The organism is uncultured Porticoccus sp. (genome assembly GCF_913061305.1).
Lineage (GTDB): Bacteria > Pseudomonadota > Gammaproteobacteria > Pseudomonadales > Porticoccaceae > Porticoccus.
Map to the genome: position 1 here is coordinate 208,616 of NZ_CAJXST010000005.1, position 24,599 is coordinate 233,214.

At 53.9% G+C, this 24,599-nt stretch carries 21 protein-coding genes; 12 read left to right on the top strand and 9 right to left on the bottom strand.

Going from position 1 to position 24,599, the window contains the following annotated elements:
* Positions 1–62: 62 nt before the first annotated feature.
* Positions 63–4,931, top strand: a complete 4,869-nt coding sequence (locus tag QZ516_RS07895; protein WP_297188206.1) for an NAD-glutamate dehydrogenase — start codon at positions 63–65, stop codon at positions 4,929–4,931.
* 132 nt (positions 4,932–5,063) lie between these two features.
* Here QZ516_RS07895 and QZ516_RS07900 read toward each other — a convergent pair whose 3' ends face one another.
* On the bottom strand, positions 5,064–5,270 hold the full coding sequence (locus QZ516_RS07900; protein ID WP_036860551.1) for a ribosome modulation factor: 207 nt from the start codon (positions 5,268–5,270) through the stop codon (positions 5,064–5,066).
* A gap of 219 nt (positions 5,271–5,489) precedes the next feature.
* On the opposite strand from QZ516_RS07900, the gene rlmKL reads away from it, so the two are divergent.
* The 3 genes from rlmKL to QZ516_RS07915 all read left to right on the top strand — a co-directional run bounded on the left by rlmKL (position 5,490) and on the right by QZ516_RS07915 (position 9,619).
* Complete coding sequence (gene rlmKL, locus QZ516_RS07905; RefSeq protein ID WP_297188209.1) at positions 5,490–7,649, top strand: bifunctional 23S rRNA (guanine(2069)-N(7))-methyltransferase RlmK/23S rRNA (guanine(2445)-N(2))-methyltransferase RlmL; 2,160 nt, start codon at positions 5,490–5,492, stop codon at positions 7,647–7,649.
* Positions 7,646–7,888, top strand: a complete 243-nt coding sequence (locus QZ516_RS07910) for a glutaredoxin family protein (RefSeq protein ID WP_297188210.1) — start codon at positions 7,646–7,648, stop codon at positions 7,886–7,888. The genes rlmKL and QZ516_RS07910 overlap by 4 nt, the downstream gene beginning before the upstream one ends.
* 84 nt (positions 7,889–7,972) lie before the next feature.
* On the top strand, positions 7,973–9,619 hold the full coding sequence (locus tag QZ516_RS07915) for a SulP family inorganic anion transporter (RefSeq protein ID WP_297188212.1): 1,647 nt from the start codon (positions 7,973–7,975) through the stop codon (positions 9,617–9,619).
* A 90-nt stretch (positions 9,620–9,709) separates the two neighbouring features.
* Here QZ516_RS07915 and QZ516_RS07920 read toward each other — a convergent pair whose 3' ends face one another.
* From QZ516_RS07920 to QZ516_RS07945, 6 genes are all read right to left on the bottom strand, one after another.
* Complete coding sequence (locus tag QZ516_RS07920; RefSeq protein WP_297188214.1) at positions 9,710–10,174, bottom strand: hypothetical protein; 465 nt, start codon at positions 10,172–10,174, stop codon at positions 9,710–9,712.
* Positions 10,175–10,205: 31 nt separating this feature from the next.
* On the bottom strand, positions 10,206–11,168 hold the full coding sequence (gene dmeF, locus QZ516_RS07925; RefSeq protein WP_297188216.1) for a CDF family Co(II)/Ni(II) efflux transporter DmeF: 963 nt from the start codon (positions 11,166–11,168) through the stop codon (positions 10,206–10,208).
* Between the two features lie 30 nt (positions 11,169–11,198).
* Positions 11,199–11,717: a DUF3365 domain-containing protein gene (locus QZ516_RS07930; RefSeq protein WP_297188218.1), complete on the bottom strand. Its 519-nt coding sequence runs from the start codon at positions 11,715–11,717 to the stop codon at positions 11,199–11,201.
* A 163-nt stretch (positions 11,718–11,880) separates the two neighbouring features.
* Positions 11,881–12,702: a TatD family hydrolase gene (locus QZ516_RS07935; RefSeq protein WP_297188220.1), complete on the bottom strand. Its 822-nt coding sequence runs from the start codon at positions 12,700–12,702 to the stop codon at positions 11,881–11,883.
* The gene (locus tag QZ516_RS07940) at positions 12,699–14,666 is read right to left on the bottom strand and encodes a transglycosylase SLT domain-containing protein (RefSeq protein WP_297188221.1); all 1,968 of its coding nucleotides are present in this window, start codon (positions 14,664–14,666) and stop codon (positions 12,699–12,701) included. Before QZ516_RS07940 ends, QZ516_RS07935 begins: the two co-directional genes overlap by 4 nt.
* Before the next feature lie 109 nt (positions 14,667–14,775).
* A complete protein-coding gene (locus QZ516_RS07945; RefSeq protein WP_297188223.1) occupies positions 14,776–15,204 on the bottom strand; it encodes a universal stress protein in 429 nt (142 codons plus the stop codon).
* 61 nt (positions 15,205–15,265) lie between these two features.
* On the opposite strand from QZ516_RS07945, the gene QZ516_RS07950 reads away from it, so the two are divergent.
* From QZ516_RS07950 to QZ516_RS07965, 4 genes are all read left to right on the top strand, one after another.
* Positions 15,266–15,790: a hypothetical protein gene (locus tag QZ516_RS07950; protein ID WP_297188225.1), complete on the top strand. Its 525-nt coding sequence runs from the start codon at positions 15,266–15,268 to the stop codon at positions 15,788–15,790.
* A 115-nt stretch (positions 15,791–15,905) separates the two neighbouring features.
* The gene (topA, locus tag QZ516_RS07955; RefSeq protein WP_297188227.1) at positions 15,906–18,539 is read left to right on the top strand and encodes a type I DNA topoisomerase; all 2,634 of its coding nucleotides are present in this window, start codon (positions 15,906–15,908) and stop codon (positions 18,537–18,539) included.
* Between the two features lie 12 nt (positions 18,540–18,551).
* Positions 18,552–19,064 (top strand): DUF6586 family protein, encoded by a 513-nt coding sequence (locus tag QZ516_RS07960; protein WP_297188229.1) that lies wholly within the window; start codon positions 18,552–18,554, stop codon positions 19,062–19,064.
* 112 nt (positions 19,065–19,176) lie between these two features.
* On the top strand, positions 19,177–19,425 hold the full coding sequence (locus tag QZ516_RS07965) for a hypothetical protein (protein ID WP_297188231.1): 249 nt from the start codon (positions 19,177–19,179) through the stop codon (positions 19,423–19,425).
* Positions 19,426–19,500: 75 nt separating this feature from the next.
* Here QZ516_RS07965 and lexA read toward each other — a convergent pair whose 3' ends face one another.
* On the bottom strand, positions 19,501–20,118 hold the full coding sequence (gene lexA / locus QZ516_RS07970) for a transcriptional repressor LexA (RefSeq protein ID WP_297188233.1): 618 nt from the start codon (positions 20,116–20,118) through the stop codon (positions 19,501–19,503).
* Between the two features lie 225 nt (positions 20,119–20,343).
* On the opposite strand from lexA, the gene QZ516_RS07975 reads away from it, so the two are divergent.
* Positions 20,344–21,000: a TIGR00730 family Rossman fold protein gene (locus QZ516_RS07975; RefSeq protein ID WP_297188235.1), complete on the top strand. Its 657-nt coding sequence runs from the start codon at positions 20,344–20,346 to the stop codon at positions 20,998–21,000.
* 29 nt (positions 21,001–21,029) lie between these two features.
* Here QZ516_RS07975 and QZ516_RS07980 read toward each other — a convergent pair whose 3' ends face one another.
* Positions 21,030–21,347, bottom strand: a complete 318-nt coding sequence (locus tag QZ516_RS07980; RefSeq protein ID WP_297188237.1) for a DUF6763 family protein — start codon at positions 21,345–21,347, stop codon at positions 21,030–21,032.
* 321 nt (positions 21,348–21,668) lie between these two features.
* Here QZ516_RS07980 and nagZ point away from each other — a divergent pair, with 321 nt between their 5' ends.
* From nagZ to QZ516_RS07995, 3 genes are read left to right on the top strand one after another with little or no spacing between them, the layout of a single operon-like run.
* The gene (gene nagZ / locus QZ516_RS07985) at positions 21,669–22,685 is read left to right on the top strand and encodes a beta-N-acetylhexosaminidase (RefSeq protein WP_297188239.1); all 1,017 of its coding nucleotides are present in this window, start codon (positions 21,669–21,671) and stop codon (positions 22,683–22,685) included.
* A gap of 15 nt (positions 22,686–22,700) precedes the next feature.
* A complete protein-coding gene (locus QZ516_RS07990) occupies positions 22,701–23,804 on the top strand; it encodes a mechanosensitive ion channel family protein (RefSeq protein WP_297188241.1) in 1,104 nt (367 codons plus the stop codon).
* Positions 23,801–24,556, top strand: coding sequence for an S-methyl-5'-thioinosine phosphorylase (locus QZ516_RS07995; RefSeq protein WP_297188251.1), 756 nt, complete (start codon positions 23,801–23,803; stop codon positions 24,554–24,556). The genes QZ516_RS07990 and QZ516_RS07995 overlap by 4 nt, the downstream gene beginning before the upstream one ends.
* Positions 24,557–24,599 lie beyond the last annotated feature (43 nt).

The window sequence follows — 24,599 nt, forward strand, 5'->3', positions numbered from 1 at the left end:
GCTGAGCACCGGGAATGATCAGGTAGCGGGCTTACTCATAAAAACACGGGAAAGGGGTGATCATGCAGCGAGTTTTTGAAGGTGATTTTTTTGCCTCCCTTGAAGCGCAGTTAATCGAAAAATATCCGGCGGAACTGGCAGAGCAGTTAGTGCCATTCTCCAGAAAAATCTTCGAACTGTTTCCTTTGCACGAGCTGGCCCATGAACAGCTGGATGATGTTCAGGGTTTTGTGTTCAGTCTGTACAACTTTACCCGCAAGGTGGTGCCAGATCGTCCTACTGTTCGCGTGTTCAACCCGGTCCTGGAGGAGGATGGCTGGGTCAGTGATGCCACTGCGTTGTTCATCCTGCAACGGGATATGCCGTTTCTGGTGGATTCTGTACGCATCCAGCTTAACCGTGCAGGACTCAATATCCAGCTGATCAAGAGCACGGTGTTTCAGGTTGTTCGCGATCAGAATGGCGTTCTGGTCGATCTGTTTGCCGACCCGTCAACGCCCGGTAGCCGCGCTGAAGCGCTGATCTATATCGATGTGGATCTGCGCACGTCGGGTGACGAGCATCAGTCGCTGGAGCACGACATACTGGATGTATTGCGCGATGTCGAGGTGGTGACCGACGATTTTATCCCGATGTCGGAACGACTTGATCACGCAATAGCCGGTGTCAGGGAAAATCATGCAAACCTACCGGTATGTGAGGCGGATGAACTGGCTGCCTTTCTCGAGTGGTTGCGTGACGGCGCTTTTATCTTTCAGGGTTGTTCGGAGTTTCGGCTTTTAAAAGAGCGCGGCTCGCCCGCGCTGAAACATCTCCCGGAACGGCAGCTCGGCATTTTTCGTCGCCATCAGATCGATATTGAAAAAAAGGCACTGAGCGAACTCAGCCCCGGTATCCAGGCATTTTACGAGGGCGATGCCCCGATGGCTTTTACCAAGTCATCCCTGCGCTCCAGGGTTCACCGACAGGCCTACTCGGATTTTATTGTGCTGAAACACTATGACAAAAAGGGGGTTGTCATTGGTGAATACCTGTTTATGGGGCTTTATACTTCAGCGGTTTATAACGTCAGCCCATTCAAGATCCCGTTGATCCGCCAGCGCGTTCAAAACGTGCTGGATCGTACCGGTTTCAGTCCGGGCAGTCATGACTTCAAAGCGATCTCCCAATTGATTGAAGTTCATCCGAGGGACGAGCTTTTTCATTCCTCTGCCGATGAGTTGTACGAAACATTGGTCGGTATCTGGCAGATCAGTGAACGGCGTCTGGTGCGGCTCTTCATTCGGGTTGATCCTTTCGAGAAATTCGTCAACTGTCTGGTATACATGCCGCGGGATATCTACCGCACTTCCATTCGGACCGCGATTGAACACATGCTCAAACACGAATTTGATGCCACCGAGTGCGAGTTCAATACCAGTTTCTCCGAGTCGCTGCTGGCTCGAACCCGGTTTGTGCTGAGGGTCAATTCCAGTCGCTACCGGGAAGTTGACCGGGAGCAACTGATCGGTCGGATTATTGAGCTGACTCTCGATTGGAATGACGAGTTAGAACGTGCGGCGCTGGATGAGTGGGGTGAGTCACTGGGCAGGGATATGGCCCGCATTTATCGGGATGCCTTCTCCGCCAGCTATATGGATCACTTTGATCACCGCTCGGCCATTCATGATATTCAGCTGTTCCATGAGCTGAGCAATGATGCGGAAATTGCCACCGGTTTTTATCAGCAGGCGGGTGCAGACCAGAATGTCATGCGCTTCAAGCTGTTCCATCGCCACCACCAGTTAGAGCTCTCCAATCTTGTGCCGATGCTGGAAAATCTTGGTTTCAGGGTGTTGGGAGAGCATCCCTACCAGATTGCGCCGCGGCGGGGTGGCGAGATATGGCTACATGATTTCACACTGCGCTTCGGGCTGGACGTGGATGTGGATGTATCACTGGTCAGAAATACCTTTCAGGATGCGTTCAAAGCCGTCTGGTCCCAGCAAACCGAAAATGATCGCTTCAATCATCTGGTAGTCGGTGCCCGGCTGGACTGGCGAATGGTTTCCCTGTTGCGGCTGTATGCCCGCTACATGAAGCAATTGGGTAGCAACTTCAGTCAGGATTTTATTGCGGATACACTCGCGGCCAATCTCGACATTACCCGAAACCTGGTGGCGCTGTTCCGCTGTCTGTTTGATCCCAAGATTGTGACCCCTCAGAGCGAAGAATATGGTCGTGCCGAGCGCCTCAATCAAAAAATTCTCGATGCGCTGGAGCAGGTCAGCAACCTCAATGAGGACAAGGTGTTGAGCAGCTACCAGCAACTGATCAATGCCACCAAGCGCACCAATTACTTCCAGCTCAGTGCTGATGACCAACAAAAGCCCTGTATTGCGGTAAAACTCGCCCCCAGAGAAATCGCCGATGCGCCGGAACCGCGGCCGCTTTACGAAATTTTTGTCTATTCCCCACGGATGGAGGGTGTTCATCTGCGAATGGGCAAGGTGGCGCGGGGTGGACTGCGCTGGTCCGACCGTCTGGAGGATTATCGCACCGAGGTGCTGGGTCTGGTGAAAGCCCAGCAGGTTAAAAATGCAGTGATTGTTCCGACCGGTGCCAAGGGTGGTTTTGTGGCGAAGCAGATGCCGCGCAATCCGGGTCGGGAAGAGCTGATGCAGGAGGGTATTGCCTGTTACCGTTTATTTGTCTCAGGGCTCCTCGATCTTACCGATAACGTGGTTGGTGCTGACATTGTTCCGCCGCCCTGTGTGGTCAGGCGCGATGACGATGACCCCTATTTGGTGGTCGCGGCAGATAAGGGAACAGCCACTTTTTCCGATTATGCCAATGAGTTATCGTTGGCCTACGGTCACTGGCTGGGTGATGCTTTCGCCTCCGGTGGCAGCCACGGCTACGATCACAAAAAGATGGGTATTACTGCCAAAGGCGCCTGGGTTTCAGTACAGCGCCATTTTCGAGAATTGGGGCTCAATACTCAGGCAGAGGATTTTTCGGTCATCGGTATCGGCGATATGGCTGGCGATGTGTTTGGCAACGGTCTGCTGATGTCCCGGCATATCAAGCTGGTGGCCGCGTTCAACCACCAACATATCTTTATCGACCCCGACCCCGATCCCGAGGCGAGTTTTGCAGAGCGGGAGCGGTTGTTTCACCTCCCGCGTTCAAGTTGGGAAGATTATGACCAGACGTTGATATCGCCCGGAGGTGGCGTTTTTTCCCGCAACGCAAAGCTACTCGAGTTGACCCCGGAAATTCAGGCGTCGCTGGATATCAGCCAGACGGCACTCAAGCCCAACGAGCTGATCAATGCCCTGTTGAAAGCACCGGTTGATCTGATCTGGAACGGTGGTATAGGCAGTTACGTGAAGGCGGCAGGGGAAAGCCATCAGGACGTTGGTGATCGCGCCAATGATGCCGTTCGTATCGATGGCCGGGAATTGCGCTGCCGTGTATTCGGCGAGGGCGGCAATCTCGGCATGACCCAACGGGGCCGCATTGAATATGCGCTCAAGGGGGGTGCCTGTAATACTGACTTTATTGATAACTCGGGAGGAGTGGACTGCTCTGACCATGAGGTCAATATCAAAATTTTGCTGAATGGGCTGGTGCAAAGCGAAGATCTCACCACCAAGCAACGCAACCAGGTGTTGGTGAACATGACGGAGGAAGTGTCCGAACTGGTGTTGGCCAATAATTATCGCCAGACCCTGGCCATAAGCCTTGCGCACTACCGTTGTAAAACCAATTTTTCAGAGTATTGGCGGGCGATCGTGGACTGGGAAGCCAGTGGCCTGGTCGATCGCTCACTGGAGTATTTGCCCGACGACGAGACGCTCAAGGATCGTGAGAAACGTCAGCTTGGCCTGACGCATCCCGAGCTGGCGATTCTGGTGTCCTATGCCAAAATCCTGATTAAGGATGAGGTGCTCAAATCCGATGCACCAGAAGACCCCTATCTGACCAAAATGATTGCCGGGGCGTTCCCCAAGAGCCTCTCACAGAATTACCCCGACAGACTGTTACAACACAGTCTGAAGCGCGAAATTATAGCCAATCAGCTGGTCAACGAGATGGTCAACCTGATGGGGGTCCCCTATTTTCAGCGGCAGATTGCCTCCACTGGTGCCAGTGTCAGTGATGTGATGCGGGCATTTGCTGTCGCCAGAGACCTGTTGCGCATCGACCATTTCTGGAGACGGGTCGAATCCCTGGATTACCTGGTCCCGGCAGAGGTGCAATTCGAGCTGTTTCACGCCCTGATGCGTATGGGGCGTCGAGCCTCGCGGTGGGTATTGCGGAATCGCCGTTCCTGCCTCAACCCACAACAGGAAGTGCAAACGCTCAGGCCTAAACTGGTGGAGCTGCAGCTCCTGTTGCCGACGCTGTTTCTTCGGGAAGAAGCCAATGACTGGCAGGAAGAAGTGCAGCGTCTGATCGAGCTCGGGGTGCAGGAGGATGTGGCGATGCTGGTGGCCAGTGCCAATTTTCTGTTTTTCGGCTTTGGTATTGCTGACCTGGCAGCCACCGACAGGAAACCTGTTGGCTTGGTATTGGAGCTTTATTTTAAACTGGGCACGGAACTGGATCTCGATTGGTTTGGCGAACAGATTATTCATCTCGAACCGGACAATCGCTGGCAGGATTTCGCCCGTGAATCTTATGTGGATGATCTGGAGGGGCAGCGCCGCGCGTTGTGCGGGGCACTGCTGGCCGAGGTTAATGGCGTGAGGGATATCGATGGGGCGATCCAGGCCTGGAAAGCGACACACCCGCACCTGATTGCCCGCTGGATGGATATGATGCATGAGCTGCACACTACGCCAGGTCGGGATTTTGCCATGTTCTCGGTGGCGCTGCGGGAGTTATTGGACCTTGTTCAGGCAACCATTAATCACCGTGAAACAGCGCCTTTTTGCGCGATTTGAACGTTGCTTGGGGATGGCGGCACGGTACTGGTTGGAAGCGGCGGGAGGCTATTTGCCTCCACAAGCCGCTTCCTGAGTCCGGTCAGGACTTTTCAGGGGGACAGTGCCCCGTTAGGGAAAATGGGTAGAAATTTACAGGTTGCTGACTTTCTGCTGAACGGCCTGTTCCTTGTAGCCGCTCCAGTTATCTTCACGACCTTCCCGCCAACCGTTGCACCAGTCCTGAGCCAGTGTGGTTTCTTCTGAGTGAGGACATAGTGTCTTGTTTCGGCCATGGTAGCCTGCTTGGTAACCTTTGATGAAAGCGCGGTGGGAGGAATCTCGTTTTTGTCTTTTCATATGACATGAACTCCTGATTTCTAGGGCCACTTTCTGTGATTAAAGTGGTTTGCTGGTTTTTCTGTCTAGCCCTTCCATCACACCAAAAGTTGTCAACGCTGTCGAAGATTTTATTTGTCTATAAGTAGTAGTTTTTAATTCCCTTATGTAATCAATCGATTTTGTGTTTCCATTGCTCTCCTGATATGACGGCTTGATTCGTGGGTTGGAACATTTTTTATGGGTATGTGGTTTGCCAGTTGTCCGAAAGGACTTGAATCCCTGTTGGCCAGTGAACTGACCTCGCTGGGTGCGGAAAAAACCCGGGAGACAGTGGCGGGTGTTTATGTGGAGGGCACACTGGCATTCGCTTATCGGGCCTGTTTGTGGTCACGTCTGGCCAATCGGGTGCTCCTGCCCCTGGAGAAGTTTGAAGTCAGCAGTGCCGATGATCTGTATCGCGGCGTCAGATCGATTCCCTGGGAAATGCATCTGACCCCCCGACAATCCATCGCGGTTGACTTTATTGGTACCAACGATGCCATCAGGCACACCAAATTTGGTGCCCAGCAGGTCAAGGATGCGATCGTCGACCAGCTCCAGGATTGTTTCGGTGAACGGCCGGATGTGGATCTGCAAAACCCGGATCTGCGGATCAATGTGCGGTTGGCGAAGGATGCTGTCACCGTCAGCCTCGACATGTCCGGCGGCAGCCTGCACAAGCGGGGCTACCGTGTGGCCATGGTGCCGGCACCGCTGAAGGAAAATCTGGCCGCAGCCCTGTTGTTACGGGCGGGTTGGCCGGAGATCGCGGCACGGGGTGGCGCGTTGATTGATCCCCTGTGCGGCAGTGGCACGTTTTTGATTGAAGGTGCGATGATGGTCGCCGATATGGCCCCCGGGCTGATTCGGGAACGATTTGGTTTCCACGGCTGGGCGAAGCACGATGACACATTGTGGCAAGACATCAGGCAGGAGGCGCTGGTTCGCTGCGAGGCAGGCCTGTCCCGCGAGATACCTGAAATCCGTGGCTATGACAAGGATACCCGGGCCGTAAGTGCAGCCCAGGAAAATATTGCCTGTGCGGGATTGGAAAAGTGGGTGCGGGTCATGGCGAAACCCATCGAGGCGTTCAAAAAGCCCACACACCGTGAAACGGGAGATGGACTGATTATTTGCAATCCCCCCTACGGTGAACGCTGGGGCGAGATGGAAGAATTAAAACCGCTCTACCAGACATTGGGTGAAGTGGCTAAAAGGGAATGCCCCGGCTGGCGTATGGCGGTGATTACCGGTAATACCGAGTTGGCCGGCGAGCTGCGTTTGCGCGCCGACAAGAAGTACCAGTTTTTTAACGGCACGATTCCCAGTCAGCTATTGCTCTTTCAGCTTCGGGAGGCTGATGACCGGAACCCGCAGCCGCGCTCCGAAGAGTCTGCAGCGGCGCTTGGTGAAGGCGCGCAGATGTTTGCCAATCGGCTGAAAAAAAATGCCCGAAAACTGGCGGGCTGGCTGAAGGCTTCAGGGGTGAGCTGTTACCGTCTGTACGATGCGGATATGCCGGAGTATGCCGTGGCTATCGATGTCTATCAGGACGCCATCCATGTGCAGGAGTACGCCCCACCCATCACTGTTGATGAGGCGAGCGCCAACCGCCACCTCACCGAGATCCGTCAGGCGCTGCTATCGCTTTATCCGGAAAGCCGCGGTAAATTATTTTTTAAAGAGCGCCGCCGCCAGAAGGGTGATAACCAGTACCAGCGCCAGCCCAGCGGCTCCAGTCATAATGCGGTGCAGGTAGTCACAGAGGGTGCTGCCCGCTTTGAGGTGAATCTGTCAGATTATCTCGATACCGGCCTGTTTCTCGATCACCGACCGGTGCGCCGGATGATCGGTGCCATGGCCAGGGGCAAACGGGTGCTCAATCTGTTTTGCTACACCGCAGCCGCCAGTGTTCATGCGGCGCTTGGCGGGGCGACAAGCAGTCTCAGCATCGACATGTCAAACAGCTATCTGGAGTGGGCCGGACGCAATTTCGCCCTGAACGGACTGGACCTGAAGCAACATCAGTTGCTGCGGGCAGATTGTCTGGAGTGGCTGGAGAGAGAGCAGGGTGCCTTTGATCTTGTGTTTCTCGATCCCCCGACCTTTTCCAACTCCAAGAAAATGGAACAGGTACTGGATATTCAGCGAGACCATGGGGCATTGATCGGGCATGCCATGGCTGTGCTGGCGCCGGGCGGTACCCTGGTGTTTTCCAATAACTTCCGTAAATTTTCCATGGATCAGGCGGTGCTGCAGAACTGGCAGGTGGAGGCGATCACCGAGCAAACCTTTGATCCGGATTTTCAGCGCGATCAGAAGCTTCACAATTGTTGGTTGATCAGGCATCCACAATGAGTGACATTCTGACGCTATACAGCGGTACCCACTGTCCTCTCTGTGATCAGGCCAAGGCGCTGCTCTATCCGGTTCTCCAGGAGAAGGGTTGGCGTCTGCATGAGGTCAATATCAATGAGGATGAGGTGCTGACGGCAAAATACGGTATTCGCATCCCGGTGATTGTCACTCCGGATGGGCGTGATAAAGGGTGGCCCTTTACTGCTGGCCAGGTGCGGCGCCTGATTTCAGGCCCCTAGACCGGGTGACAAACCCCGACCACTGCTGTCAGTGGCGGTATGTCTGGGGTATGTTGTCACTTCAGATGTCGGTTAGAGGCTGTCATGCGCGGGATTACGTTTTTCAATTCTCTTTCCACTCGTCACTTACCCAGGGATTTTGCCGGTGGGCTAACCACCGCTGTGGTTGCCTTGCCGCTGGCGTTGGCGTTTGGGGTGGCATCCGGCGCGGGACCTGCTGCGGGTGTTTACGGTGCCATTTTTGTCGGTTTTTTCGCCGCGCTGTTTGGTGGTACGCCCGCCCAGGTATCCGGCCCTACCGGCCCCATGACGGTGGTGATGGCCGGTGTGTTTACCTCAATTCAGGCGAAACACCCGGAAGCGGGCCTGTTGATGGGCTTCAGCGCCGTGATTCTTGCCGGCATTCTCCAGATCGGCTTTGGGTTGCTGAAGTTGGGCAAGTATTTCATTCTGGTTCCCTATTCGGTTATTTCAGGTTTTATGACCGGGATAGGCGTCATCATCATCGTGCTGCAACTGGGTCCCATACTTGGGCACACGGGCACCCCTTCACTGCTGGCAACGCTGGACTATTTTCCCGAATGGCTAACAGCGATCAGCTGGCATGACCTGACATTGGGTTTGCTGGCGATCGCGGGTGTCTGTTTATGGCCCCATCGCTGGAATGTCTGGCTGCCATCGCCTCTGCTGGTGCTGTTACTCGGAACGCTTTGTGTGCTTTGGCTCCCCGAGGGGGCCGTGGCGACAATCGGTGCAATTCCCTCGGCATTTCCGTCGCTGCAATGGCCAATGTTCTCGTTGGACATGTTGGATGATCTCTTGTATGCCGCAGTCTTACTGGCTGTACTGGGTTCCATCGATTCTTTACTCACGTCACTGGTGGCCGACAACCTCACCAAACAGCAGCACGATTCCGATCGTGAATTGATCGGGCAAGGTATTGGCAATACGGTGGCCGGTTTTTTCGGCGGGTTGCCCGGTGCCGGTGCCACCATGCGCACAGTGGTCAATATACGAACGGGCGGCAAGACTGGCTATTCGGGCATTATTCACTCGCTGGTGTTGCTGGCGGTGATGCTTGGCGCGGGTCAGTACGCGGGTTATATACCCCTGGCGGTGCTGGCGGGCATTCTGATCAAGGTGGGTATCGATATCATCGATTGGCCCTACCTGCGGCGGCTTGGCAAGCTGCCTCTGGATACTGCGGCACTGATGGTGCTGGTGCTGTTCCTGACGGTTTTTGTCGATTTGATTACCGCCGTGTTGGTGGGGGTATTTTTATCCAACATGATTACCGTCGAGCGTCTGACGACTATTCAGTTGGATAATGTCCATTTTAAAAGCGGTGAGGTGACAGGGCCTGATCCGGATCCTGTCGACGAATGGCTGGCGGCTCAACAGGGCCGGGTTGCCCTGCTCAGTCTCGCCGGTCCCCTCAGTTTTGGGGTGGGGCGGGGGTTGCGCCGTCGCCTCGCGGGTCATGTTTCTCACGAAATTATTATTGTGGATCTGACTGGTGCCCAGCTGGTGGGTACTTCGACCGCAATGATTCTCGATGAGCTGATTCGCAACGAACAGCATCACCAGCGCTATGTGTTGCTGGTAGGCATTTCCGAACAAACCAGCGCCGACCTGAAAAGACTGGGTGCGCTGCAGTTTCTCGATGAACGGCATAGGTTTGCTGTGTTGCGCGATGCGATGGATTACATCGAGCGGGACGGACTCCATTGACCGGGATAGCTGTTGCGGGAGGCGTCAAAGTGGTCATTAACAACGAGTGATAAAAGACGGTCAGCGAACAGGTCCGGATTTGACCGGAGGCTATTGCCCTGTGGTCAGATAAAACACATCGAGAACGGTATTTGTTGCATCCATGACTCTGAAAATACGATCATCAATTTGTCGCAGCGACGTGCCATCCAGTGATCTGGGTAGCCGTCCCAGTAGATCCTCTGGCAGGTCCCGACTCATCAAATAAAGTTCGCGATCGAGAACTTCACCCCGTGCAACCTTCTTCTGCCAACCCGGTGGCAGCTCACCACCGCGTTCCAGTTTTTTGCGCAAACCGGGGGGCAGACTCTTCTGCTTGCCGCTGCCCTTGTGGTCGTCGCCAGAATAATCGCGGCGCAGGTACTCGCCGAACACCCGTTTTTCGGTTTCGCTAAACAGCGCATTGGCCATTATCCCGGCAGCCAGACCGACCGATTCTGATGTGTCGCTGTAACTGACGGGGGGCATCGCCAGCAGTCCGCCGAGCAGAATAATTGATAATTTATTGATTCTCATGAATTTTTTCCTTGATGGAAGTTCTGGTCAATCATTTAATGCCGGACTCGGTAAGACGATTGTCCTCACAGTGGTGCACCTCAATGGTCAGATGTGAGAGCCACTTAAAGTCGGCCAGTAGTGATCTGTAATAATCCGTGGGTCTGGGGTGGTGGGTGACAAGGGATATAATCGCCGCGTAGTCGTGCTCACTGATCTTCCAGATATGGAGATCCGTGATTTGATTGTCGGCATCCTCTTCAATGGCCCGGGTAATTCGCTCCTGATAGTAATCGCTCATGCCGCCGTCCAATAAAATCGGACTGGATTGCCGGATCAGACCGATTGCCCAGTAGGTGATAATCGCTGCACCGACAATTCCCATCACGGGGTCCAGTGCATACCAGCCGAAATACTTGGCCGACAATAACGCGAAAATGGCCAGCAACGAGGTGAGAGCATCCGCCAGTACATGCATATAGGCGGCATAAAGGTTTTGGTCGCGATGACCTTCGGCAGTCTGCTGATGCGTATCGTCACCGTCCTGGTGCTGGTGTGAATGGTGATCTTTTAACAACAGGGCGCTAATGATATTGACCACCAGTCCCAGCACAGCCACCGCGATAGCGGCATCGAGTTGAATCGGCTGTGGAGATGCCAGTCGCTGTAGCGACTCGACCAGCATCATCAGGGCGACAACTGCCAGCGCCACTGCACTGGCAAAGCCCCCCAGCACACCGACTTTGCCGGTACCGAAACTGAAGGCCGGATTGTCGGCATTTTTTCGGGCATAACGGTACGCAAAAATCGTAATCATAAAGGCAGCCACATGGGTGCCCATGTGCCAGCCGTCTGCCAGCAGGGCCATTGAACCAAATACCGTACCGGCAGTGATTTCCGCTACCATCGTGACGGCAGTCAGTATCAATACATATTTGGTGCGGCGCTCGCCATGAGCGTTTGCCGTGGAAAAGTCGTGCTGGTGTTGCCAGCGATGTAAGTGTTCCTGGTGCATAGGGGAAATCAATTCGTCAGATTGGCTAGATTACTGCGGAGCGGACAGGCTGAATGCCCCTCGGATTTCGCCCAGTTGATAGCCTGTGGCGGCGTCGTCCGGGTAATGGTTTTGCAGTGCTTGTGTAACGTCTGGATCGAGCGCGCTGCCATGGCAGTTGAGGCAGAGTGGCTGAACAATCTGAGCCTTCATGTAGCGGAACCGCCCATCGACCTGTTCGGCCCGGGTCAGTTGTGCAGGCATCTCTCCTGCGGCGAGGCGAGATTCAAAGTGCAAAAGGGTATTCCGTTCCCAGTGGTCGGGTTCAGCGGATTTGTTGCGGGCCTTGAGGCTGACTCGCTTGACGGACCAGCCGGTTTCCCGACTAAGTCGATTGGCTATTTCCGGTGCCGCCGTGGCGCAGACGCTGATGGCTTCCACCGGCCCACCGGTCTGGATTGCCTCCAGCAGACGTGGTTGCAATGAGCCGGCAAACTGTTTGACGATGCTTTCCGCTTGCTGTTCGAGTGCTGATACAGGGTCACCGCCCGCATTTATCAGCGCGGGCATCGTGATAACAGCACAAAAAAATACACTCCGAAATACTGTCTTGCAAGCCATGGGCGCGCTCCATTCAAAGCTACAGTTTCTGTACCAGTTTAGCTTAATCGATCTGGCCGTCCAGAGGCGCGGGTAAATGAGTCGATCGGTATTGAAGAGGGGTGAGCAGGTCCTAGCTTAATCTGAAAAAACGTTTGGCCGTCACAGTGGTTTGTTCGGCGATAACGGCCGCTGATTGCTGTCGGCATCTGGCAACTTCCTCCAGTACCCAGGGCAGAAAAGCGGGCTCATTGCGACGTTTTTTGGGTCGCGGCTGCAGGGTTCTGGGCAGTAGAAAAGGGGCATCAGTTTCCAGCATCAGCCGGTTGAGTGGGATGCTGCTCACCAGTGCCTGAAGTTGCTCGCCGCGCCGTTCATCACAGATCCACCCCGTGATGCCGATATGCAGGTCCAGATCGAGATAGTTGAACAGCGCCTGCCGATCGCCGGTAAAGCAGTGGATCACGCCGTCCGGCAGCTCATCGCGGTAGTTCTTGAGGATCTCAAATTGGCGCTGGTGGGCATCCCGCTCGTGCATGAAAACCGGCAGCTGTAATTCGATGGCCAGTTCCAGTTGTGCTTCAAAGGCCCTTTCCTGGTCACTGGGTGGGGAATAGTTGCGATTGAAGTCGAGCCCGGTTTCCCCAATAGCCACGACCTGGGGTGCCTCAGCCAGCGAGCGCAGCTGAGCGCCTGTCTCGGCGGAGTACTGCTTTGCCTCATGGGGATGGACGCCGCAGGTGCTGTAAAGCATGTCGGGGAAGTCGTCGCCGGATTGTTGGCAAAGGCTGAGCACCTGCTCACTCTCAGCCAGATTTGTGCCAGTCAGAATCAGCTGGGTGACATGGGCATCCAGTGCTCGCTGCAGCACACTCTGCCAGTCATCCTGAAAGCAGGGGTTGCTCAGGTTTACCCCGATATCGATCAGTGGCGTGCTGTTTGGCGTGTCATTCATAGCCGATGCTGTTTTTCTTTTTCCGAGAGGATGCGTGCTTCACTTTCCAGGTGGTGGGCATAGATCATGGAAAACGCCAGGACGTTCTGTACATAGTTGCGTGTTTCCAGGAAGGGAATTGTTTCAATCCACGCATCAAAGGGCAGTGATCCCTGGCTTTTGTTCAACCAGGTGCTGACCCGGTGGGGGCCGGCATTGTAGGCAGCTGTGGCAAGAATTCGGTTGTTGTCGAAGCGCTGCAACATTTCCCGGTAATAGCGACTGCCCAGCGTGATATTGATTTCCGGCTCAAACAGCTGGTGGCTACCACGGTAGCTGATACCGTTTTTGCGCGCCGTTTCCCTGGCTGTTGCCGGCATCAGTTGCATCAATCCCTTTGCCCCGGCGCGGGATTGTACGTCCTGTGCGAGTGCACTTTCCTGGCGCGCTACGGCAAACAGCAAATGCACCGGAACACCAGTCTTGTCGGCATGACTGTAGAACGCTTCCTTGAAAGCCAGAGGGAATCTCAGGTCGATATCATCCCAAAATCCGGCACTGATCATGCTGGTGATGGCCCCGTTGTGCCATTGCCAGCTGCTGGCAATATGGGCCGCGGTAATCCACTGCTGTTCGGTGAAATTGCGTGTGGTGTGATACCAGTCCCGACGGGCGGCCAGATAATCTTTGTGAAAGACGAATTCCCGGGTTCTGAGGATTCCCGGTTGTTTTTCCAGTTCAGCGATGTCGGTTGGGGAAACACGGGCTTTTTTGAACGCCATTGAATAGCCATTGGCGGTCCATTCGCTGGCAAGAAAACCGTAGAAACTGCGACTGCGGGACAGTACCTGATAGGCGCTGTTTTGCTGCGGTGGTTGTTTGGCGGTGTGGTTGAGATCTGCCGCCCGGGCCCGCCAGTATAGCCAGCGATCAGTCTCCCGGAGCTGGAGCGGCATGCGTTCTATCCAGGTGAGAACACTTTGCCAATCCGCCTGACTGATAAATTCCCGGGTACGCCATTCCAGCAGGGTCGGATCAGCAATGTCGAGATAATCAATCAGATAGTTGTCTGCAATATCAGGGTGTTCCTGGTTATAAAGACCCTTGATCAGGTCTGTCACGACCTGTTTTCTTTGCTCGTTGGTAAAGGGGTGGATCTGTTGGTAATAACTCCAGTGTTTGAGTGCAGTGGTTGCATCGGTTCTTGCCAGGTGAGTCAGTCCATGGGCAATGATGGCATGCACTTCATCACCGCTCAGTGCGTCGTTGAAATCACTGAACAATGAGTAGTTGCCTATGAGTTCGTGCTCAAGATCTACCTTCAGGAAATTCCTGGCCAACAGTTGGTAGCGATCCGACGTAAAAAAACGCTGGAGGTAGCGTGCCAGCCGGTACTGATGGTTTAGAACAGCGGCCGAGTAACGATTCCAGGCAATTTCATCAGTGATGTACTGGTTGGCAATCAGGTAATCAAAAAGTGGGTCACAGCCATTGGGCTGGGATTTCCCCACGCTCCAGAGGTTAATGGCTTCTGCCAGAAAAGGTTCCTTGTTCCCTCTGCTCAGGTTTATGTGGTGAAAATAACACTGCTGTTTCGTGCTGGCGCTGGCTGGTCGGTAATAGGCCAGAAAATCCTGTTCACGCCCCTGGCTGCGCAGGGTGTCGAGCCAGCGATAGCGTAGCCGGTTGGCCAGGGAGCTGTCTTCGTAGTTATTGAGAAAGGTCGAAACCTCACTGGTTTTCGCATGCCTCAACCGGTCGCTTAACCATAAAAATTCGATGTGCGGTTTAAGGGGGTAGTTTCCGAGGGCACTGACAAGTCTTCGGACATTGGCTTCGCTGCCCCTTGCCACTGCAATTTTGGCCTCTCGGTAGAGTGCCCGCTGTTCGTCTAAAGTCGGGCTTCCTGCAAAAGAAGTTCCGGGTAATAGCAGGCATGCTGCCAGAAAGAGTGTACCGACGACGCTGCCATGACATTTTTTCATAAAGGTTTGTTTGGTGTTCCTTGGATGGAAAGAAGTGGATTCAGCTGTGACCATGTTAGACAGGTCTTGTGAAATTAGATACTCGGATCAATAAGCCTGGATGCCCGGCTTATACCCGGACCGCCAGCACATCACAGTGGGATCCGTGCAGTACACCGGTCGCCGTTGAGCCCAGTATCAGACTGATACCATGACGGCCGTGGCTACCGACTACAATCAGGTCCACGTTGTTGTCATTGGCAAACCGGTGCATCTCCTGGGCGGGTTGGCCGATGATCACATGTTGGCTTTCAAGGGGAACTCCGAGATCTTTGCCGATAACAGTCAAACGCTGTTTCGCCTGCTCCTCCAGCTGGTATTGGACCTCGGTAAGGTCCATCGGGATATCGCCGCCATAGGCAAATGACAGCGGCTCCTGCACATGGACAAGGCTCAATTGGCACTCACCGTTGCCAAACAGGGACTTGACTCTCTCGACCACTTGCTGTGATTCTGGAGATAGGTCCAGACCGATCAGGATGTGTTTGTAGGCGGACATGAAGTATCTCCCGTAACTGGTTTATCAACGCTTTCTCAAGTATATAAGGTTGTAGCAGATAATGACCTATTTGTTAATTCTACTGATACTGGCGCTTATCATTTCACCGCTGCTCTGGTTTCGCCAGAGCCCCCGCCAGAAAATGATCACCGAGATGCGACGCCTGGCCTCGTCCCGAGGACTTCGGGTTCGCCTCGTGCATGCCCCGGATGCCAGAGAGGGAGAAGGTCGCCTTGAATACGCAGGTTATACCCTGCTTTGGGTGCCAGACTCCAGTCCATCGCCATTTTCCCGGATGGAAAAGTGGCTGTTGGTTCGGGGTACCCGCCGTGGCGACCACTCGCCCTGGGAGGGCTGGCAATGGATGGGCCATGAGGCCAACGACCGGTTAATACCGGTTATTGGGGCAGCACTGTCGGCCCTGCCAGCTGACGTAATCGCTGTTGAGGTCAACCGTGAGGGTGTAGCCATTGTCTGGCAGGAGCGTGGTGAGCTGGCGGATATTGACCGGATAGATGCCCAGTTGAAACACCTCAGAAGTGCGATCCGGCCCGAACAATCACTCGACAGATTGACAACTGAGTGAAAAATTACCTTGACCAAACCACCGGCGGCACATGTATATTCGCTCCCTTTCAGGCTTTGGTGGTGCCACCTGGTAGCACTTTAGGCAATCAATTTACAGGATAAACGGCTGCTTCATGGGTAAATCACTGGTTATCGTCGAGTCGCCGGCCAAGGCGAAAACGATCAACAAGTATCTCGGCAACGATTTCATCGTGAAGTCGAGTATCGGGCATATTCGGGATCTGCCTACGGGTGGTGGTAAAACGGTTGACCCAAAAGAACGGGCCAGGACGGCTGCGGCCACCCGCAAGCTGTCGGACGATGAAAAAGCAAAACAGCGCTCCAGAAGAGCCAGGGAACAGCTGGTCAATCGCATGGGAATAGACCCCGAGCATGGTTGGAAAGCGCGCTATGAGATTCTGCCCGGCAAGGAAAAAGTTGTCGCTGAGTTGAAAAAACTGGCCAAGGACGCGGATCATATCTATCTCGCCACGGACCTTGATAGGGAGGGGGAGGCGATTGCCTGGCACCTCATGGAAGCCATTGGCGGTGATCCCGAGCTATATCAGCGTGTTGTCTTTAATGAAATCACCAAAAAAGCGATTAAGGCGGCTTTCGAAAAACCGGGCAAGCTGGATACCAATCGGGTAAGTGCCCAGCAGGCCCGCCGTTTTCTCGACAGGGTCGTTGGCTTTATGGTGTCGCCACTGCTCTGGAGTAAGGTGGCCAGAGGGCTTTCTGCGGGTCGCGTGCAATCGGTAGCAGTTAAACTGATTGTTGAGCGCGAACGTGAAATTCGTGCTTTTGAACCGGAAGAGTACTGGACGGTGCACGCCGATCTGGAGACCACGGCTGAGGACATGGTCCGCTTTGAGGTGAAGAAGCAGGGCTCCGATCAGTTCAGGCCTGTCAGCCAGGGCCAGACAGACGCCGCGCTGGCCGCGCTGAAAAATGCTTCCTACGAAGTGATTGCCCGTGAGGACAAACCCACCTCCAGCAAGCCGTCGGCGCCGTTTATCACTTCAACCCTGCAACAGGCCTCCAGCACCAGGCTCGGTTATGGGGTGAAAAAAACCATGATGCTGGCCCAGCGCCTTTACGAAGGCGGTTATATCACCTACATGCGAACAGACTCCACCAACCTCAGTGCTGATGCAGTGACTGTCTGCCGTGACTTTATCAAAACGCGCTATGGTGCTGACTACCTGCCTGAAAGCCCCACGATTTATGGCAGTAAAGCCGGGGCCCAGGAGGCGCACGAAGCGATAAGACCCTCCAATATTGATATCAAGCCAGGTGACCTGGATGCGATGGAAGAGGATGCCAAAAAACTGTATCGGTTAATCTGGCAGCAATTTGTCGCCTGTCAGATGGTGCCGGCACAATTTACCAGCACCACGGTGACAGTGAAGGCAGAGGACTTCGAACTTCGTGCAAAAGGTCGGGTCACGCTGTTTGACGGCTATCTGAAAGTGCTGCCTGCGATGTCAAAAAAAGGTGACGACATCGAGTTGCCTGAAATGTCCGTTGGTGCCCGGTTGCTGCTCAACAAGCTGATCCCGATGCAGCATTTTACCAAGCCCCCGGCTCGCTACTCAGAGGCCTCCCTGGTCAAAGAGCTGGAAAAACGCGGTATCGGTCGCCCATCGACCTACGCATCCATCATTTCCACGATTCAGGATCGTGGCTATGTGCGGGTCGACAATCGCCGCTTCTACGCCGAGAAAATCGGTGATGTCGTTACGGACCGTTTGAACGAAAACTTTACCGACCTGATGGACTACGGTTTTACGGCCACAATGGAAGCCTACCTGGACGAAATTGCCCAGGGAAAACTGGAATGGAAGCAGGTGCTCGACCAGTTCTATTCGGATTTCTCTGCCAAGCTGAACCGGGCTGAAGCTGATGGCGGCATGCGCCCCAATGAGCCATCGCTCACGGATATTCCCTGTCCCCAGTGTGGTCGACCGATGATGATTCGCACGGGTACGACGGGAGTTTTCCTCGGCTGTTCCGGTTACAACCTGCCACCTAAAGAGCGCTGCAAAGGTACCCTGAATCTTATTCCCGGTGATGAGGCCGTCAACGTCGACGAGGACGATGAGGCTGAATCGAGGCAGTTGATGCATCGCCACCGTTGCCCCCTCTGCAATACGGCTATGGATGCCTACTTGATTGATGAGGGACGAAAACTGCACGTCTGTGGCAACAACCCCGACTGCGATGGCTTTGAAGTGGAAACCGGTGTTTTCAAGCTCAAGGGGTATGAAGGTCCGCTGATTGAATGCGATAAATGCGGTAGTGACATGCAGCTCAAGTCGGGCCGTTTTGGCAAATATTTCGGCTGTACCAACGATGACTGTAAAAATACCCGCAAGCTACTCCGGAGTGGTCAGCCAGCTCCCCCCAAGATGGATCCTGTCCCGATGCCAGAGCTGACCTGCGAAAAAGTAACGGATCATTATATCCTCAGGGATGGTGCATCCGGTCTGTTTCTGGCGGCCAGCCAGTTTCCCCGGCATCGTGAAACCCGTGCGCCATTGGTTGTCGAACTGTTGCCCCACACAAAAGAAATTGATCCCAAGTATCAGTTCCTCTTTGATGCTCCCGTCGCCGATCCCGATGGTATTCCCACGGTGATTCGCTTCAGTCGTAAAACTGGCGAGCAGTATGTCCAGTCTGAGCAGGAGGGTAAGCCCACTGGATGGAAAGCATTTTATGACCAGGGTGCCTGGCGGGAAAAAGATGACCGCAAGGGTAAGAAATAGGAGGGGCTGCCAGTGAATCCCTTTCTGCCGGCCGTCAATCAGAAGCTCTACTTCTGTGACTTGTTGTTGCACCAGATTGACCGGGATCAGACTCATGTTGTTGGGCCAGCGGCAAACCTGCAACTGGCGCTTTGCCAGTCAGCACTGTTCCAACTCGAAGCAGCCTATCGCCTCTATTTGCGCGAGGTAGCGACAACCTACCGACACAGGGCCGCCGAGACAATTTCTTCTGTTGGGGAGCTGATTGCGGCCATGGCGTCCATTGGTCAATCGCCGTCTGAGGCCGGGGAGCTGGCTAACCTGGAGGCGGATAAAGGGAGCTGGCTTGCCAATATGCTGAATGCCCGTGATCGTCTGCTTGAGGTTTGCCCGCAGGAAGTGGCCAATGCTGCTTCGCCCATTGCCGTCGTGCAAATTGAGCCGGGTGAGGACAGACGTGAATTGAGTGCTGATGTGCTCAACGGATGGTTGGAAGCCTTTCGGAGCATAATTGAGCGTCATCGCGAGCACATGGTTGAATGCTGACCGATATAGGCTGAATTAGCTCCCAGGCTAATTCCTGTTGTCGGGTTAATAATGCAGTACCCCTCTGGTACAATGCAGGGATGTTATTTTTGAAAACCCGATGGAATACTCAATGGCTATCTCCCTGTTTGAAATCGTAATTTTACCTGATGGAGATATTGCCCTGCAGCGGACGGATGAAGAGGACGCGCCGTTGATCAGAATCAGTTTTTCGGGAGAGGCCAAGGCGTTTCTTCAGGAGGCCAAGGTTGATGTCGCCAAAGCCATGATCGATGCGGGAATCGAGGTCTTTGAGGAGTTGGGTGCAGACAATTTTCAGATGGAGGAGGGCACCATGATCAAAAACCGGGTGCTCCACTGATATCAGACCGCCGAGGATAGCCGTTCGCAGTGCTGTCGGTTCAGCGAACTTACAGCGCCTGTAACTGGACCAATACTATTGGGTATTTGTCCGAATAACACCGACCCCCAGGCCTTCAATGACAAAACTCTGTTCCCGCAGGTCGACCACAATAGGGGACATTTCTTCGTTTTCCGGTTCGAGCAGGACCTCATGGCGTTTCAGGCTTTTGCCCAGGCGCTTGACGGTCACATCATCTTCAATGCGCGCGACCACAATCTGACCTTTCTGGGCCTGCCCCGTTTTGTGAACAGCCAGTAAATCGCCGTCCATGATGCCGGCATTCTTCATGCTCATCCCGTGAACCCGCAACAGGTAGTCCGCTCTCGGATTGAACAGGTTTGCGCCGATGTCGAGATAGTCCTCAATGTTTTCTGCTGCAAGAACAGGATCCCCGGCGGCGACACGGCCAATCAATGGGAGGCCGGCGGGCTCCTCATCCAGCAGGCGAATACCGCGGGATGCGCCTGAAACCATCTCGATCATTCCCTTGCGCGCCAGTGCCCTGAGGTGCTCTTCTGCGGCGTTGGGCGACCTGAATCCCAGTTCGGTGGCAATCTCCGCCCGGGTTGGGGGATACCCCGTTTCATCAATATGCTGTTTGATCAGGTTCAGGATTTCCTGTTGTCGGGCAGTCAGTGATGTACTCGCCATTCTCTAACCTCGGGGCTTATCGGGATGCATTGCAGCAGTCGGCACGTTGCTGTCCAGACTGCTGTAAATAAATATAGCCTGTAATTATTTACAGTATAAAGTTAAATTGATAGCGGGAAAAACCTTTTTCGACGGTATATTCTCAGAGTATCACTATGATCGCTGATCGAAGTGGATCATTGACACAGGGCGACAGCGTTTTTTCGGTCATTGGAGAAATAGTCTATGGAAGAAATCAAAGTCCCTGAAGCGTGGCGTGTCCTGCGTATTCAGTCTGAACTGGTGGATGGCATTGAGTCGCTGTCAGGCCTCGGTGGCGCGGTATCTGTGTTCGGTAGTGCGCGTCTTCAGCCCGACTCCCGCTACTATCAGGAGGCCATAGAACTGGGTGAAATTCTTGGAAAAGAGGGTGTACCTATCATCACCGGTGGCGGGCCCGGCATTATGGAGGCAGCGAACAAGGGCTGTTACGGCACCGGTGCAACTTCAGTGGGTTTGAATATTTCCCTGCCGTTGGAGCAGAATCACAATGCCTTTCAAGACGTATCACTGGATTTCCGCTACTTTTTCGTGCGCAAGTTCATGTTTGTGAAACATGCGGTGGGATTTGTCATATTTCCCGGAGGCTATGGCACCCTGGACGAATTGTTTGAGGCTTTGACACTGGTTCAGACCAATAAAGTGCGGCCCTTTCCTATTGTTCTATTGGGAACCAGTTACTGGCAGGGTCTGCTTGATTGGTTGAGAGAGACGATGTTGACGCACGGCTGTGTATCGGAAAGAGATTTACATTTATTCAGTCTGGTTGACGATGCCGAAAGTGCGGCAAAGATCATCCTGCAACATGCTCGCATGTTGCAGGCACAGGAGATCGCTGAATAACCCGGGTATCAGGAACGACCACCGACACTCTAAAAATCATCGAGTCCGTAAACAGTATCGGCATCAATGTCCGTCAATGGGTCATTCCAGTTATCAGGGATATAGATGTCATCTGGAAAGTGGCTGTCTTCGTTGCTCAGTTCGTACGATGCCCGCCAATCCTCGGGTTGCTCAGCCGGTAGCAGTATCAATTGCTGCCAGGTTTCGAAGTCAATTTCACTGACCTCGCCACCGACGTGCTGGATTTCTATGGAACCGCTGTGCTCATCCAGAGCGACAACTTCGAAAATGTCATCCTGGGAGGCGTCCTCGTACCAGACGCCGATGACTGGAACTTGTGAAGCCATGGTTTAATCCTCCTCATTGTTCATTGAACGTATCACCAACGGGGGGAAAGTGCACTGGCTCACGGGCGTGTTTCGGACGGATGGAGCAACCGGTGACCGTGAGGAAAGTCGCTTTTTAATGAACTTCTATTTAAAAAACCGATGTAACTACCTTTCCTGGAAAGAGATAATTTCTCTGGTTGCTCGGAAATAAAAATTCCTTAAGTGCTGAATGTCATAACAGATTGTTTTTAAAATGAAAAATTTGTCTAATTTGCCAAAAGGTTGACAAGTCACCGCAGCCTTCTTATGTTGCGCCCCCTGCTAACAAAGGTTTAAGACATGACGCTTGGCCCATTGATGCTCGATCTGGAAGGACTGGTACTGACCCCGGAAGAACGGGCCCTGATTCTCAATCCATCAGTGGGCGGTATTATCTTTTTTGCCCGAAACTTTGCCAGCCGCAGTCAGCTCGTGGAGCTGGTGGCAGATATTCGCGCAACAAGAGCTGAGTTGTTGCTCTGTGTCGATCAGGAAGGGGGCCGGGTGCAACGCTTCCGCGATGGATTTACCTCTTTGCCACCGATGCAGTTACTGGGTGATTTATTGTTGAAGGACGAGGATGGCGAAGCATTGCTTCAGGATGCCGGTTGGCTGATGGCCTCTGAATTACTTGCCTGCGGACTGGACTTCAGCTTTGCCCCCGTACTGGATCTGGATCGTGAAAACTGCGCGGTGATCGGCGATCGGTCGTTTGCTGATAATCCGGAGCAAGCCATTCGGGCCGCCCACTTGTTTATTGCCGGTATGCATCAGGCCGGCATGGCGGCAACAGGAAAACACTTCCCGGGCCATGGTGGTGTCATCGCCGACAGTCATCACGAAACACCCTATGACAACCGCTCTCTCCAGCAACTGCGAGATCGGGACTTGCAACCGTTTGTCCGACTTGCCGGTGAACTGGATGCGATTATGCCTGCCCATATCGTTTACCCGGATGTTGAATCTGTGCCGGTGGGGTTTTCCCGTATCTGGCTACAGAAAATACTGCGCGAGGAATTACAGTTTGAGGGGGTCATTTTCAGTGATGACCTGTCCATGAAAGGGGCGGATCTGGTGGGTGGTTACCCGGAAAAAGCCGACCGTGCCCTTCAGGCCGGCTGTGATATGGTGCTGGTCTGTAACAACCGTGCGGGTGCCTTGGAAGTGCTTGATTTTCTTTCTGAAAACCCTGTGAAGCCGTCTGGAAGATTAGATAAAATGGCGGCCAGGCAGTATCCGGATTGGGACGCGCTGCGATCCTCCGAACGCTGGCAGATCACTTCGCAGAAATTTGCAAAACTGCTGAAAAAGTCGTGAACAGGAATCCATAGCATGCAGCAACTGGAAGCGTGGTTAGTCAATATCACCGGGGAAAGCTATCTGTTGATCGCCGAGATTTTCCTGATCGTTCTGGCAGCCATGACAGCGGGATTTCTGGCAACGCGAATACTGAACTTTCTGCAAACGCGGGCGCTCAAGACGTCAAATTTTTGGGATGACGCCTTGATTGAGGCCTGCCGCCGTCCGGCAGTCTGGGCCATCTGGATACTGGGGGTTAATTATGCGGCGGCTGTCGCCGCCAGGCAGGCCGGATCCGAATGGTATGAATTGCTGGCACCTATTAACCGGGTTGTCATTATCTTTCTGGCGGCGCTATTTTTACTCAACCTGATTAAGCGTGCTGAACTGAATCTGGTGCATCCAGAATATACCAGTGATCCCATGGATGAGACCACGGTCAAGGCCATTGGCAAATTGCTGCGCGCTTCGGTCATCATCACCGCCACGCTCATTGCCATGCAGGCTTTTGGCTACAGTATTTCTGGCTTGCTCGCTTTTGGTGGTATCGGCGGCCTAGCAGTGGGTTTTGCCGCCAAGGATCTGCTGGCAAATTTCTTTGGTGGTTTGATGATTTATCTGGACCAGCCCTTCAAGGTGGGGGACTGGGTACGATCCCCGGATAAGGAGATTGAGGGCACTGTCGAAGATATCGGCTGGCGACTGACACGTATTCGCACCTTTGACAAGCGTCCACTCTATGTTCCGAACTCGGTGTTTAACAGTATTGCCGTGGAAAACCCCTCGCGTATGTTTAACCGGCGGATCTACGAGACGGTGGGTATTCGCTACCAGGATGTCGATAAAATGGCGGGAATTGTGGCCGACGTGAAACAGATGTTGTGCGATCATCCGGAAATTGATCAGAACCAGACCATGATCGTCAATTTTGTCTCTTTCGGTGCCTCATCGGTTAACTTCTTCGTTTATACGTTTACCAAAACCACCAAGTGGGTGGTTTTTCACGAGGTAAAACAGGATGTGCTGTTAAAGGTAAGCGACATCGTAGCCGGTCACGGTGCCGAGATTGCTTTCCCAACATCCACTGTCCATATTCCCGACCAGCTGCGATTGTTGCAGGCCTCGGAGGTCGAATGAGTATCGGCATTATCGGTGGCAGTGGGCTGGACAGCTTTTCCGATCTGAGCATTCGGGAGCAGCGTGAGGTCAGCACAGATTGGGGGGAGCCGTCTGCCCCCCTCTGTTGTGGCACGCTGGGCAATACGGAGGTTGTATTTCTGGCGCGACATGGTGTGAATCATCAGCTGCCGCCTCACCGGGTCAACTACAGGGCCAATATCGCTGCATTGCGTGCGGCGGGAGTGAAGGCGATCTATGCCGTCAATGTGGTGGGTGGTATCAATGGTGAAATGGGCCCGGGCGATCTGGTTATTCCCGATCAGATTATTGATTACACATTCGGGCGGGGTCACACCTACTCGGATAGCGCGGATCAGGCATTACAGCACATCGACTTTACTTTTCCCTATGACGATAGCCTGCGGGACAGATTGTTGCAGGCGGCTATTGCCTGTGGGACTGCCTCTAAGGTAAGGGTTCATGCAGAGGCTGTTTATGGCGCCACGCAGGGCCCCAGGCTGGAAACCGCTGCCGAGATTGCGCGAATGGCGAATGACGGCTGTGACATCGTCGGCATGACCGGTATGCCGGAGGCGGCATTGGCTCGGGAGTTGCAGATTCCGTACGCCTGTCTGGCGCTGGTGGTGAACATGGCGGCTGGCTTGAGTGACGAGCGGATCTCTTTTGGGCAGATGGAGGCGGTGATGGCAAACAATATGCCGCTGGTGCGCAAGGTTTTGGCCAAGGCCTTGGCGAGCCGACAGCACTGATGGCATTTTTCCGGCTCACGCCTTATCACCGTCAGAATTTTTG